This is a genomic window from Soonwooa buanensis (assembly GCF_900167905.1).
GTDB classification, from domain to species: Bacteria; Bacteroidota; Bacteroidia; order Flavobacteriales; family Weeksellaceae; genus Soonwooa; species Soonwooa buanensis.
On sequence record NZ_FUYZ01000002.1, the window covers coordinates 175,540 to 189,911 of the forward strand.

General features: G+C 33.9%; 14 protein-coding genes and 1 tRNA gene. 13 read left to right on the forward strand and 2 right to left on the reverse strand.

The genetic code is table 11. From position 1 onward, the window contains the following. The first annotated feature begins 10 nt into the window (after positions 1-10). The 13 genes from lepB to B5X62_RS04070 all read left to right on the forward strand — a co-directional run bounded on the left by lepB (position 11) and on the right by B5X62_RS04070 (position 12,324). Positions 11-1,678: a signal peptidase I gene (gene lepB, locus B5X62_RS04010; protein WP_079666106.1), complete on the forward strand. Its 1,668-nt coding sequence runs from the start codon at positions 11-13 to the stop codon at positions 1,676-1,678. 60 nt (positions 1,679-1,738) lie between these two features. Beyond that, a complete protein-coding gene (locus B5X62_RS04015) occupies positions 1,739-2,350 on the forward strand; it encodes a WbqC family protein (RefSeq protein ID WP_394333301.1) in 612 nt (203 codons plus the stop codon). Between the two features lie 12 nt (positions 2,351-2,362). Then, positions 2,363-4,054 (forward strand): S8 family serine peptidase, encoded by a 1,692-nt coding sequence (locus tag B5X62_RS04020; protein ID WP_079666108.1) that lies wholly within the window; start codon positions 2,363-2,365, stop codon positions 4,052-4,054. 118 nt (positions 4,055-4,172) lie between these two features. After that, positions 4,173-4,679, forward strand: a complete 507-nt coding sequence (locus B5X62_RS04025) for a lipocalin family protein (RefSeq protein ID WP_079666109.1) — start codon at positions 4,173-4,175, stop codon at positions 4,677-4,679. A 15-nt stretch (positions 4,680-4,694) separates the two neighbouring features. Beyond that, positions 4,695-5,387, forward strand: a complete 693-nt coding sequence (locus B5X62_RS04030) for an OmpA family protein (protein WP_079666110.1) — start codon at positions 4,695-4,697, stop codon at positions 5,385-5,387. Between the two features lie 87 nt (positions 5,388-5,474). After that, a complete protein-coding gene (locus tag B5X62_RS04035) occupies positions 5,475-6,359 on the forward strand; it encodes a decaprenyl-phosphate phosphoribosyltransferase (RefSeq protein WP_079666111.1) in 885 nt (294 codons plus the stop codon). 2 nt (positions 6,360-6,361) lie between these two features. After that, positions 6,362-7,678, forward strand: a complete 1,317-nt coding sequence (locus B5X62_RS04040) for an FAD-binding oxidoreductase (RefSeq protein WP_079666112.1) — start codon at positions 6,362-6,364, stop codon at positions 7,676-7,678. A gap of 9 nt (positions 7,679-7,687) precedes the next feature. Continuing rightward, the gene (locus tag B5X62_RS04045) at positions 7,688-8,413 is read left to right on the forward strand and encodes an SDR family NAD(P)-dependent oxidoreductase (protein WP_079666113.1); all 726 of its coding nucleotides are present in this window, start codon (positions 7,688-7,690) and stop codon (positions 8,411-8,413) included. Positions 8,414-8,425: 12 nt separating this feature from the next. Next, a complete protein-coding gene (locus B5X62_RS04050; protein ID WP_079666114.1) occupies positions 8,426-9,013 on the forward strand; it encodes an HAD-IB family hydrolase in 588 nt (195 codons plus the stop codon). A 60-nt stretch (positions 9,014-9,073) separates the two neighbouring features. After that, on the forward strand, positions 9,074-10,246 hold the full coding sequence (locus B5X62_RS04055) for a cysteine desulfurase family protein (protein ID WP_079666115.1): 1,173 nt from the start codon (positions 9,074-9,076) through the stop codon (positions 10,244-10,246). 62 nt (positions 10,247-10,308) lie between these two features. Beyond that, entirely contained in the window at positions 10,309-10,626 is a 318-nt protein-coding gene (gene trxA, locus B5X62_RS04060) for a thioredoxin (RefSeq protein WP_079666116.1), read from the forward strand. Between the two features lie 130 nt (positions 10,627-10,756). Further along, positions 10,757-10,830 (forward strand) — tRNA-Asp (locus B5X62_RS04065). A 249-nt stretch (positions 10,831-11,079) separates the two neighbouring features. Then, positions 11,080-12,324, forward strand: a complete 1,245-nt coding sequence (locus B5X62_RS04070) for a site-specific integrase (protein ID WP_079666117.1) — start codon at positions 11,080-11,082, stop codon at positions 12,322-12,324. Between the two features lie 785 nt (positions 12,325-13,109). On the opposite strand, the gene B5X62_RS15625 is transcribed toward B5X62_RS04070, so the two are convergent. Next, a complete protein-coding gene (locus tag B5X62_RS15625; RefSeq protein WP_221405215.1) occupies positions 13,110-13,442 on the reverse strand; it encodes a class I SAM-dependent methyltransferase in 333 nt (110 codons plus the stop codon). Between the two features lie 113 nt (positions 13,443-13,555). After that, the gene (locus tag B5X62_RS04080) at positions 13,556-14,371 is read right to left on the reverse strand and encodes a hypothetical protein (RefSeq protein WP_079666118.1); all 816 of its coding nucleotides are present in this window, start codon (positions 14,369-14,371) and stop codon (positions 13,556-13,558) included. Position 14,372: the final 1 nt, after the last annotated feature.

The following is a 14,372-nucleotide window of genomic DNA, read 5'->3' on the forward strand; positions in this document are numbered from 1 at the left end:
ATAAATTTCTATGGATTATATATTACAATATAGCATTTATGTCTTGATTGTTAGCGTATTGATGGGGCTTTCGACTTGGAAGCTTTTCAAGATCATGGGTTACAATCCGCTATTTGCATTTGTTCCGTTTTATAACTATCTCATTATTCAAAAAGAAACAAAACATCCGAAGTGGTGGGTTGCTATTGCTTATTTTCCGATTGTTGGACCAATTATGATGTCGGTTTTTCATGTTTTTTTAATGAAAAAATTCGGGAAAACAGGACCAATTAATGCTTTGTTGACGGTGATTTTGCCATTTATTTTTATGGCAACTGTTAACTATTCCAAAAATCCAGAAATCGAAGAAGAAGATATTGATGAGGAAGGCAAAAAGAAAGAAACTTTTATTGGTTCGGTGACTTTTGCTGTGGTATTTGCGACGATTATTCACGTTTTTATCACGCAGCCTTTTGGGATTCCGACTGGATCGATGGAAAGAACGCTTCTTGTTGGAGATTTCTTGTTTGTAAATAAACTTAATTATGGTTACAGAATGCCAATGCGTCCTGTTGCATTACCATTTTTACAAGGAACTATTTTTGACACTGGACAAAAAGGGAATCCAAAAGATGATCCTAAATCTTATGTTGAAGCCGTTAAGTTACCATATTTAAGATTGCCAGGTTGGGAAAAACCTGAAAAAAATGATATTGTTGTTTTTAACTATCCAGACGATTCTGTGCATGTTGCGACTGACAGAAAAGATCCTTATGTTAAGCGTCTTGTAGCGGTTGGTGGTGATGTTGTAGAATTCCGTGCGGGAAGATTATTCATCAATGGAAAGCCAGAGTTTGTAAAAGGCGATCAAGAAGTTCAGCATAAATATATTGTAAGAAGTGCTTCGCAATTGGATATTCCGGGACTTTACAAGACTTTCGGATTTTTACCAGTTGTTGAAGGTCAAGATGATAAAGGCTTTGTGTATCAATTCCAAGGTTTGACGGATAAAATCAGAGATGAAATCAAGCAAATTCCTGGTGTTGAAAGTGTTGACGAAGATGTTATGAAACAAGGTTTGGCGTCATTAGCTTATTACAAATATGCGACTGATGCAACCGGAAATTATATGCGTGATGCAAATGGTTACCCAGTTCCTGCTTCAAGAATTGACTCAACTAACAGTATTTTCCCAGTTAATAAAGCTTGGAATCAAGATTGGTACGGACCTTTGACAATTCCTAAAAAAGGAGATGTTATCAATTTAACACAAGATAATTATCCTGAATATCAAAGATTAATTCATGTTTACGAACATAACAAACTAGAAAACAAAAACGGAAAATTCTTTATCAATGGTAAAGAAACTAGCCAATACACGGTTCAACAAGATTATTATTTTATGATTGGTGACAATCGTGATGCGTCGTTGGATGCACGTTTCTTTGGTTTCGTTCCTGAAGAAAATATCGTTGGAAAGCCGATGTTCACATGGATGAGCGTACAAGGGCTTTTCCCAGATGCTAACTCGAGTTACCAAGCGGACAAAAAAATCCGTTGGGACAGAATGTTCAAAGCAACCAATACTGGAGAAGCTAATAAAACATCCTATTGGTGGGTTGCAGCGCTTATTCTTGTCGTGTTCTTTGGGTGGGATTACATCATGAAATTATTTAGAAAGAAAAAAGAAGACGAATAAAATGTAATAAAGGTTCAATATTAAAGTGTAAAAACTAAGATTTTGAACCTTTACTTTAATATGAAGAATATGAAAGTTGTATTACCTCTGTTTTACTTTCCGCCGATTTCTTGGTTTAAAGAATTTCTAAAATCGGATAATGAAGTTGTTTTGGAACAATTTGAACATTTTCCGAAACAAACCTATCGTAACAGAACCAATATCTATGCGGCCAATGGGAAATTATCATTAATAATACCGACGCAGCATAAAGGTAAACAAGCCATGAAAGATGTTGAAATTTCTTATGCTGAAGATTGGCAAAAACAACATTGGAAGTCGATAACGTCAGCATATCAAGCCTCGCCATATTTTGAATATTATGAATTAAAATTGGCGAAAATCTTCAATAGCCAACCCAAAACTTTATTTGAATTAAATTTGAAATGTTTAGAAATTGTTCTGGATATTTTAAAAATTGAAAAAGAATTTTCTTTGTCAAGTGATTACGAAAGCTTGCCAGCGGAAGAGGATTTTAGAAATGAATTCTCTGCAAAGGTTGAGTCTGAAGAGGTTTTTCCAGAATATTATCAAACCTTTTCGGACAAAGATGGTTTTATTAAAAATCTTTCGGTCTTAGATTTGATATGTAATCTCGGGCCTGAAAGTAGAGCTTATATTAATAATTTATAAATCTTATTTAATATGAAAAAAATTGCAGTTGCAATCTGTTATTTAGCAGGATTTGGATGGGCGTTTGCTCAATCGACGCCAGCAGCAGATCAAGACAAAGATCTTATGACTTGGTATCATAAGGATTTTGCAAGTACAAAAGTATATGGTGTTAACACGCAAAATGCGTACAAATATTTGGAATCTAAAGGTCTTAAACCTAAAAGTGTTGTCGTTGCTGTATTGGATAGCGGTGTGCAAGTTGATCACCCAGGTTTAGCACCAAATATGTGGAAAAACCCAAACGAAATTCCTAATAACGGTATCGATGATGATAAAAATGGTTATGTTGATGATGTCTATGGTTGGAATTTTTTAGGAAATAAAACTAAAGACGTTGATGTTGACAATCTAGAAGTGACTAGAGTTGTTAAGAAATATAAACCGCTTTTTGAAGGTGCGGATTCTACACAGAATAAAGCCAATCAGGCGAAAATGCCAGAAGATTTCGCAATGTATATGAAGGCAAAAGCGGAGTTTTCAAAAAAAGGAACAGAAGCAAAGCAAGGTTACCAAACTTATTCGATGATCGAGCAAGTTATTCCGAACGCTGAAAAACTTCTTGAAGGTAAAACTTTATCTGGAGCGACTTTAGCTAGCATAACGCCAAGTACACAGCAAGATGCCATGGCATTGCAAGTTTTGGCTCAGGTAGCTCAAAATCCAGATATGCAAGGGAAGACATCGAAGGAAGTTGGTGATTTTTTAAGAAAAGATATTAAAGAAGCTTTAGATTATTTTAAAAATCAAGCAGAGAAGCAATATAATTTAGATTTTGATCCTCGTGCAGAAATGGTTGGTGATAATTACGACGACTATTCCGAAAAATATTATGGCAACAACCATTATCAAGGTCCAGATGCTTTACATGGAACACACGTTGCCGGGATTATCGCTGGTGTGCCACAAGGTAAAGAAATCCAATACGGTGTAGCCAGTAAAGTTGCTAAAATTATGACAGTTCGTACGGTGCCAGATGGTGATGAGCGTGACAAAGATGTTGCAAATGCAATTCGTTATGCTGTTGATAATGGCGCAAAAATTATGAATATGAGTTTCGGAAAACCAGTTTCTCCTGGTAAAACACATGTTTGGGATGCTATGAAGTATGCAGAAAGCAAAGGCGTTTTGATGGTGAAAGCTGCTGGTAACGACAACGAAAACTTGGGAGAACACGCTTATTATCCAACCAACTTTGCAACACAACAAGATGTTAAACCGTTTGTAAATAATATGATTGTTGTTGGTGCTAGTACTAATGATAATGCGGCTTTGCGTGCTGATTTTTCTAACTATAATCAATATATGGTTGATGTATTTGCGCCAGGTGATAAGATTTATTCTTCGATTCCAACATCGACTTATAAATATGAACAAGGAACATCTATGGCTTCACCAGTTGTAGCTGGTGCTTCGGCAGTGTTGCTGGCGTATATGCCAAACTTAACACCTGCTCAGGTTATAGAATCTTTAACAAAATCTGTTAACAAAAGTTCGGCAAATGATTTTGCTAAACAATCTGTTGCAGGAGGTGTTATTGATGTTAAAAAAGCTGCAGAATATGCTTATACTCATTTTTACAATGGAAAAAATGAAACGTCAAGCCAGAAAGCGCCTGTTAAAAAAGCAACTAAGAAAATAATAAAAAAAACTGTTAAAAAGTAAAACTTTTTGATAGATAAGTATTTAATTAAGAAAATGTCAAAATTATTTTGACATTTTTTTTTGTAATTCTATTTTGGCATAATTTTTAATACTTATAGAACATCTAATTGTTTTGACTATGAAAAATTTACTTTTATTAGGAGTTTTAGGAACGAGTTTGTTCTTAACTTCATGTAAGACAGCTAACACTGGAGATTCTAACACGGTTTCGGCTAAAGAAGCACAAACTAGAAGAGCAGAAGCTTTGAAAATGAAAGGTACTTGGGAAATAACAAGTGTGGACTATGACAAGTCTTTTAAGATTAAACCTTTTGACGAAGGTGCGGACGCACAATGTTTTGTTGGAAGTCAATGGAATTTAATTCCAAACAATTACACAGGTACTTATACGATTAACGGTGGGGGAGATTGTCCTACTGTAACGCAGCCAATATCTTTTGAAGTAACTAAGTTTAATGAATTTAAATTCAAAAAAGTTATGACAGGAGAAAAAGCTAAACACGTAACTGCTGGTTATGTTATGGAACTTCAAAACTTATCGCAAAGTAATTTTACTTTAGTACAGAATGTTAATTTTGAAGGTAATACAATTAAAGTATATTACAATTTCCAAAAAGTTCAATAATCAAAAAAATAAATTATGAAATATCTAAATAAAACAAATATTGCAGCGTTATTTATTAGTTCAACTTTAATGTTGACAAGTTGCGAAAGTGTGAAAAACGCTAATAACACACAAAAAGGTGCAGCAATTGGTACTGCAGCTGGTGCTATCCTAGGTGGTATCCTAGGTAATAACATTGGTAAAGGTGGTAATGCGCCTCTAGGAGCTGTTCTTGGTGGTGTTGTAGGTGGTGTTGCTGGTGGTGTTATTGGTAACAAAATGGATAAACAAGCTAAAGAAATTAAAGAAGTTCTTCCAGGTGCTGAAGTTGAAAGAGTTGGTGAAGGTATCAAAGTGACTTTGCACGAAAATACGGTTAACTTTGACTTTAACTCATCTAACCTAACGTCTGCTGCTAAAACTAATCTTGATAAATTGGTGACAGTTCTTAAAAATAATCCTGATACTAATATTAATATTTATGGTCACACAGATAATATTGGTACAGAAGCTGTTAACTTGAGAATTTCTCAACAAAGAGCGGCGGCTGTTAAAAATTATTTTGTGGCTCATGGTGTTGCAGGATCTAGAATGTTTACAGAAGGATTAGGTAAAGGAAGCCCAATCGCGTCTAACGATACAGATGCTGGTAGAGCACAAAACAGAAGAGTAGAGTTTGCAATTACAGCAAATGAAAAAATGATCGAAGATGCCTCTCAAGGTAAATAAGAATTAATACATAAAAGATAGAAAAACCGCAACTTGCGGTTTTTTTTATTATCAGATAATTCTTAATTTTGGGATCTAATAATACAAATGGGAAAATATCTAAAACTTATTCGGGTAGAACAATGGGTCAAGAATCTCTTTGTTTTTCTTCCGCTATTTTTCTCGGGCAATATTACCAACGTTGATTTATTCATCAAAAGTATATTTGCTTTCGTAGTGTTTTCGTTTACAGCAAGTTCCATCTACATCATTAATGATTATATGGATATTGAGTCAGACAAAAAACATCCAGAGAAAAAAAATCGACCTCTGGCAAGTGGAGCGATTTCGAAACCTACAGCAATTGCCATGTTCTTTGGGCTTTTGATTTCGGTCGTTTTAATAGTCATTTTTGGTGCTTCGTATTTTAATTACGATTTTACAAAATTTGCGATTATTATCGGCGGTTACTTCGTGATGAATCTTCTCTACACTTTTAAGCTAAAACATGTCGCTATCATTGATGTTTCAATTATAGCGGTTGGTTTTGTATTGAGAGTTTTGGCAGGTGGTTACGCGACAGGTTTAGCAATTTCTCAATGGGCAATTTTGTTGACTTTTGTGTTGGCATTGGTTTTGGCTGTTGGTAAAAGACGTGGAGAACTGATCAATGCGCAGGTTTCTGGAAGAACAAGAAAAGCTTTAGATGGTTATAATATTCAATTTGCAGATATTGCGTTATGTATTTGTGTGACATTAGCAATTGTTTGTTATTTGATGTTTACGTTGTCACCAGAAGTGCAGCACAAATTTCATCAAAGAGTATTTTACACTGTATTTTTTGTGATTTTTGCATTTTTAAGATATTTACAACAGACTTTAGTTTATAACAAAACAGAATCTCCCACCAAAATCGTTTACAAAGATCACTACATCCAAGTGACTTTGTTATTGTGGGTTCTTACTTTTTTATTACAGATTTATTATAAATAATTATGAAACCGAACTTTATTCAAAAAGTTTCCAATTGGGGAAATTATCCAATTGTGGAAGTTGAAATGAAATCTGAAGATTCGCTTTCACAAATTAAATCTTTTGTCGCAGAACGTAACGAAGTTATCGCACGTGGTAACGGTCGTTGTTATGGCGATGCCTCGCTTGGGCAACATGTTTTTTCAACAAAAAGATTAAATAAATTTTTATCATTCGATCGTCTTAATGGCGTTATCGAATGTGAATCTGGCGTGCTTCTATCAGATATTCTTGACGTTGTTGTATTACAAGGTTATTTCCTTTATGTGACGCCAGGTACAAAGTTTGTCAGTGTTGGAGGCGCAATAGCTTCTGACGTCCATGGTAAAAATCATCATGCTGAAGGTTGTTTTTCAGAATATGTTATTGAGTTTAAAATTTTAAATCAAAACTCACAGGTAATCACTTGTTCGCGAGAAGAAAATTCTGATTTATTTTGGGCAACTATTGGAGGAATGGGACTTACAGGTATTATTCTTTCTGCTAAAATCAAACTTAAAAATATTGAAACCGCTTACATTCGACAAGAAAGTATAAAAGCTGATAATCTTGATGAGATTTTCCAACTCTTTGACGAAAGCGAAGATTGGACATATAATGTCGCTTGGATCGATTGTTTACAAAAGGGGAAAAATATTGGACGTTCTATTCTTATGCGTGGCGAACATGCTTTGAAGGCTGAGGTTAGTAAGTCTAAAGGTCAAAATCCTTTACGTTTAAAATCAAAATTTAGCCCGAATGTTCCTTTTTATTTTCCAGGATTTGTCTTAAATACGTTGTCAATCAAGATTTTTAATTGGTTGTATTTTAACAAACAAAGAGCGAAGCAAGTTAACGGTTTTGTCGACTACGAGACATTTTTCTATCCTTTGGATGCTATCAAGAATTGGAACAGAATCTACGGCAAAAAAGGCTTTATTCAATACCAAATGGTCATCCCAAAAGAGAAGGGTAAAGAAGGTATGAAACGTATTTTGGAATGTATCGCGAAAAGTGGAAATGGTTCATTCTTGGCGGTTCTTAAATTGTTTGGGAAAGATAATCCACAAGCTTACAACTCCTTCCCACAAGAAGGTTACACGTTGGCTTTAGATTTTAAAGTTAATTCTAAACTTAAAAAATTGATTGCACAATTGGATGAAATTGTAGAAGAATTTGACGGAAGAATTTATCTTACCAAGGACAGCATGAGCAAAAGTAGCTTGACAGATTATCTCAAAAATGTTGAGAATTCCAAATTTGTGTCGCTACAACATCAACGTATCCATAATCCCTCTTAATTCTACAAAATGATAGTAATAGGTGCTAATTCGGAAGTGGCGCAAGCTTTTGTGGAATGCTGCTTAAAGAAAGGTGAAAAGTTCAAAACTTTATATTTATTAAGTTCGAATACTGCGACTTCGGAGAAGTTTGCGAATCATATCAATGTTAAATATCTTCAACATACAGAAGTTCTAGAATTGGACGTTCTTAAAGATATAGACTATAAAAATTTTGACCATATCGAGTCTGATTTGTTGTTTTGCGCAAGCGGATATCTTGGTTTAGGGACGGAAGAAGGTCTTTACGATGATAAAAATACAGAACGAATTTTAGATATTAATTTCTCTAAATTGGTTCCTGTTCTTAACCATTTTGCAAAAAAAATGGAATCCAAAAGACAAGGTAACATGATTGTTTTGTCGTCTGTTGCAGGCGATAGAGGTCGTCAAAGTAATTTTATCTACGGAAGTGCAAAGGCTGGTCTTACGGCTTATCTTAGCGGACTTAGAAATTATTTATTTGATAAAAAAGTTCATGTTATGACGGTTAAGCCCGGCTTTATGGCAACCAAAATGACCGAAGGTTTACCGCTTAATCCAGCTTTGACAGCAACGCCAGATCAAGCAGCTTTAGCTATTTTTAAAGCTTACAAAAGCAAAAAAAACACAGCTTATGTATTGCCAATTTGGAGTTTGATAATGATGATTATCAGAAATATTCCAGAATTTATTTTTAAGAAATTGAAACTTTAATTGTTTTAAAAAATGAAAAAATTGTATGTATTCGATTTTGATGGGACTTTAACTTACAAGGACACGATGTTTTTGTATCTTAAATATTTTAATCCATCGAAGTATAGATTTCAATTTTTGAAACATGCACCGCTTTTTGCTTTGGTTAAATTAAAACTTGCTGATGCAGAAACTGTCAAGAAGAGTTTTATAGCATCAATTCTTAAAGGTCAAACGGAAACAAAACTTAACCAAGTTGCCGATCAATTTTTTGAACATCAATATCCAAAACTTATTCGTGATAACGCTTTAGATTTTATTGATAAAATTAAAAAAGAACAAACGGATTCTTACATTGTCACGGCGTCTTTAGATATTTGGGTGCGACCATTTGCAGAAAAATTTGGGATGCAATTGTTAGCAACCAAAGCAGATTATCAAAATGGCGTTTTTACAGGTAAGTTTGCTACTAAAAATTGCAACGGCGAAGAAAAAGTAGTTAGAATAAAAGAAGCAATTAGTGGGCGAAAATTCGATAAAACCATAGCTTTTGGTGACACTTCGGGAGATAAACCAATGTTAAAATGGGCAAATGAAAGTTTTTATCAATTTTTTCACTAATTTCGTATCAACATAAATGAGGCACATCGCTTCATTTTTTTTTAAAATTTTTTAGTAAAAATGGAAAAGGTATATTTAGACAACGCAGCAACTACGCCGCTTAACGAAGAAGTTATTGACGCAATGGTGTCCGTTCTTCGTGATAATTATGGTAACCCGTCTTCTACGCACAGTTTTGGTCAAGAGGCAAAAACGCTTTTGGAAGAAGTTAGGCGAAAAATTGCAGAAGCGCTGCGTGTTACGCCAGGTGAGATTGTTTTCACGTCTTGCGGTACCGAATCCAACAACATGATTATCAAATCTTGTGTTAATTATTTAGGCGTTCAACGTATTATTACATCGCCGTTGGAGCACAAATGTGTTGCAGAGACTTGCTTAGAAATGAAACGCCTTAATGGTGTTGAGCTTGTCTATTTGCGTCCTGATAACAAAGCAAATTTAAGTTTAGAAAAACTTGAAGAGCTTCTTCAAAATTCTGAGAAAAAGACTTTAGTGACTTTAATGCACGCTAACAACGAAGTTGGTAATCTTCTAGATTTAGAAAAAGTTGCAGAACTTTGTAAAAAATATGACGCTTTATTCCATTCGGATACGGTGCAAACGATGGCGCATTTGGATTTAGATTTTTCTAAAATCCCAGTTGATTTCGCATCTTGCAGCGCGCACAAATTCCATGGTCCAAAAGGAAGTGGTTTTGCATTTGTGAGAAAAGCGTCTGGTCTTAAAGGTATTATTACTGGAGGTCCACAAGAAAGAAGTCTTCGCGCAGGTACAGAAAATGTTTGTGGTATCGTTGGACTTGGCAAAGCTTGGGAATTGTCGATTGACAATATGTCGGAGTACAGTTCTCATATTAAAGATATTAAAAACTATTGTAAATCTGAAATAGAAAAGAATTTCCCTGAAGCTAAATTTAATGGTGAATCAGCAACAGAAAACAGTCTTTATACGGTATTGAATATTTTGTTGCCATTCAAAAATCCGTTAATCGGATTGCAATTGGATATGCAAGGCGTTGCAATTTCGCAAGGAAGTGCTTGTAGTTCTGGTGCAGCGAAACCGTCAATGGTTTTGATGTCTATTTTGGATGAAGAAGAGTTGGAGAATTGTACACCACTTCGTGTATCTTTCAGTCATTATACGACTAAAGCTGATATTGATAAATTTATTTCGGCATTAAAAGAAGTTTCAAAAGATTTCATTATAGAAAAACAAAATACCGAGCATAGATAATAATTTATCCGATTAGGTATATTTTTTGTAATTTTGTAGAGTATTAAACAAAGAATAAAATTATGGCAGTAGAGATTACAGATCAGTCTTTTCAAGAAGTAGTATTAGCTTCGGATAAGCCTGTATTAGTAGATTTTTGGGCAGCATGGTGTGGTCCATGTAGAATGCTAGGTCCAATCGTAGAAGAATTAGCAAACGATTTTGATGGAAAAGCTGTTGTTGGGAAAGTGGATGTTGATAATAATCAAAATATATCAATGGAATATGGCATCAGAAATATTCCAACACTATTAATTTTCAAGAACGGAGAAGTGGTTGATAAGTTAGTTGGTGTTAGCCCGAAAGAGCTAATTGCTGAGAAACTTTCAGCACACATGTAAAAAAAATAATACTGAAAATGAACGCTTTCCTAATAGGAGAGCGTTTTTTTTGTAAAAAATTTGTAGGATTAAAATATTGTCGTATTTTTGCAACCACAATAATCAAGGCAATTATGCTGAGGTTGGTTGAGATCCGGTAGTTCAGCTGGTTAGAATGCCGCCCTGTCACGGCGGAGGTCGCGGGTTCGAGTCCCGTCCGGATCGCAATTACAAATACAAAGTAATATAATATGCTGTAAAATAGATGTTTTACAGCATATTTTGTTTTGTGGGTTATCCAAAGAATGTCATAATATCGCAAGATGTTAGTGACCTATTCAGTGACTTAAATTACATTGACAAAAAGGTCACTGAAAACTTAGGAGAAAGCTTGTTCAAAGGCTTTTTCAAAATTTGAATATCTTGTGGTAAGATCGAAATAGTAATAGTTTCAATTCTTAAAGACACCACGATATGAACAAGACTTTTAATCTTCTCTTCTATGTGAAGAAAGCCAAAGTTAACACAGTTGGTAAAGCACCAATCTATGTTCGCATGACATTGGATGGACAAATATCAGAGCTTAGCACCAAACGCACTATTTCACCTCAAAAATGGAATTCTACAGCACAACGAGCATCTGGTTCATCGGAGGAAATTAAAGCTCTTAATTTCTACCTTAAATCGTTTGAACAAAAGATTTACGATGCATATCATTGTTTATTGCGAGAGAAAAACCTCATCACTTCACAAGATTTGAAAAATCATTTGCTTGGCGTTAAGGAACGAAGCAGAATGTTGGTGTCAATCTTCGAAGATCACAACAATCGAATGGCGCAGCTTCTTGACAAAGAATTCTCAAAAGGAACCCTTCAACGTTACAAAACTTGTTTGTCACACCTTAAAGATTTCCTTAATTTAAAATTTCATGTTAATGATATTGCAATCACTAAAATTGATTTAGCATTTATTAATGATTTCGAATTTTATCTAAGAACAAAACCAATTAAACCTTGCGCCAATAATTCTGCAGTAAAGTACATCAAGAACTTTGGAAAGATTATTCGGATATGCTTGGTGAATAGATGGCTTAGTTTTGACCCTTTTATGGGATATAGTTCTAAATTATCCGAAGTTAATCGTGGTTTTTTAGATGAAGCAGAATTACTATGTTTGGAAAATAAAGAATTCTCAATCGAACGAATTGAACAAGTTCGAGATATCTTTGTTTTTAGTTGTTATACGGGGCTTGCATTTATAGATGTATGGAACTTAACTACTGATAATATTGGGATAGGTCTGGATGCAAATAAATGGATTTTTACTTCACGTCAAAAAACAAAAATAGCGTCTCATATTCCTCTTTTACCTAAGGCAGAGGCTATTATCCAAAAGTATCAGAACCACCCTCGTTGTGTTTCAAAGAGAAAGTTATTGCCTTTGTTAAGTAATCAGAAGATGAATGCCTATCTCAAAGAAATTGCAGATCTCTGTGGGATTTCTAAAGAATTGACGTTCCATATCGCTCGTCACACGTTTGCCACAACTGTTACTTTAGCCAATGGTGTTTCTATCGAAAGTGTTAGCAAGATGCTTGGGCATAAGAGCATAAAAACGACACAGCATTACGCTAAAATTCTTGATAAAAAAGTAGGTGAAGACATGTTAGCGCTTCAAGTGTTGTTACAAACGAAAAACGATGACGCAAAAATAGGATAAAACCACGGAAATATAAAGATTTTTATCTTTGAAGATTGTTAATTTTAGAATCTACTAATGGTTATGAACATTAATACTTGTTTAAAAGAGGAAAATGAAAATTTCCGAATGTTTAAAAGGAGAAATACAAAGATTGTAATTTAACACATTTGAAAATTATGATTTTACAAAAGTGAGATTTTAAGATGACTTTAAGATTTTTATATTTGTAGCCAAAGTAATTTTATAGGCATATAAATTGCAGGTCAAGTTCACACCATATTTTCTAAAAAACGTCTAATAATTATGATCAACTATCTTTGGACTAATATAGATAGCTTGTGAAAAAGTAATATTCAAGTGTGGCCTCAATTGGAACAAATGTTCAATTTAAAACCGAGCGAAGCCGATGCTTTTTCAGATTGTATAAATTAAAGAAAAAAACAATATGAAAAGCAGCGGCGGATAAATATTACAAATCTTTCTCTTAAATATATAATCCCGCATTTTGCCAATACCAAGTTAGCTGCATGCTTATTATTTTTTTAACATAAGCATTAATACTCTTGGAATTGAGGTTTCATTATCAAAGTATTCATTTATATCAAGTAATTTCAAGTTATTCTTCTTAGCTAAATTTGTATATTCAGAAATATGATGAATAAATGATGAAACTTCTTGTTCACCATTTTTTTTGATCCACTATATTGCTTGAATGGGTGAAATTCACCGATATAAATAATTCCATCTGATTTTAGGTAATCATTCATTAATTGAAAAATTCTTTCAATGTTTTCAATGTGTTCTTAAACTAAACTAAAAACAATTAAATTAAATATTTTTTCGGTGAAATTCCATTCTTGATTTATATCGAGGTTCAAAAATTTTACCTTCTTGTTGTCAATTTTCTGGTTTGCTATTTGTAACATTTCATCAGATAAGTCAATAACGAGAATATTTTCTCCCTTATTTATAAGCCATTCCGTATTTTTCCCACTTCCACAACCAATTTCTAAAAAGTTTTTAAAATTTATATTATTTAAATTTTCTCTTAAAACTTTGGTTTCTAAATCTCTAGTTTTATTTAAATTATCGTCATATTGATTTGCCCAATATTTATACGCCTCTTCTGCATGCATATTTGTTCACAATATATCTACTAGTATTGTGAAAAGCTTGCAGATAACTAAAAATTAGCACAACTTTAATTATTTAACCATTTTGAAAATCTTACACTTAATAGGGTGTTGATTTAATAAGTCTGCAATACCGACGTAGTCAAAGTCGTTTGTGCCATATCATTGGAAAGACTTATTTGATCCATAGCTTTACCTATACCTAATTTTGTTGATGGAACAGATGTTAAATTAAGGTTACGATTAGCGCATGCCGCTCTTACTGTATAGATTCCTGGTGAAAGTTCGTCTAAAGTAACATTAAGATTGTATACCTTGTACGCGCCAGATGGACCTCTTACTACATCATTTCTTACAGCTTTAAGCTGTTCGAGACCTCCGTCTTTGGAGACGAAGATACCACAGGCAAAGCTAGCTGAAGATGTTGTATTAGCAGTTATTTGTACCACGGTTTGCAAAGATAATATTGCCTTAGATTTATTATCTGATTTAGTAACGGTGAAAACATCTTTAGCATTTTTTATCCATGCCCAGTTTTTTTTGGTAGAATCATTATTAGGATTTGGTGCTGTAAAGCTTTCATTTAAGACATACTGGGCTGCAAGATTGTTTTTATCAAATTCAACTCCTTCAGTGTCTTTGACAGTATTTAAATAAAATAAAGATAAACTCCCTGTTCCTTTAGCTATTTGTACTGTTTTCCACGAGTCGGTCAATATCTGGTTAGGTAATACGGTTTTTACTTTGTAAAGTTGTCCCATCGAACCTGAGTTTCCTTTGATAAGATCCGTTCCCTCGACTCGCAATTCTTTGCGTATATTAAGATCTCCATTAACATCAAGCATTTTTTGAGGAGATGTTGTATTAATCCCTACTTGCGCTTTTAATGCTATATTTATAAAAATTCCTAATATGTACAGTTTATTTTTCATA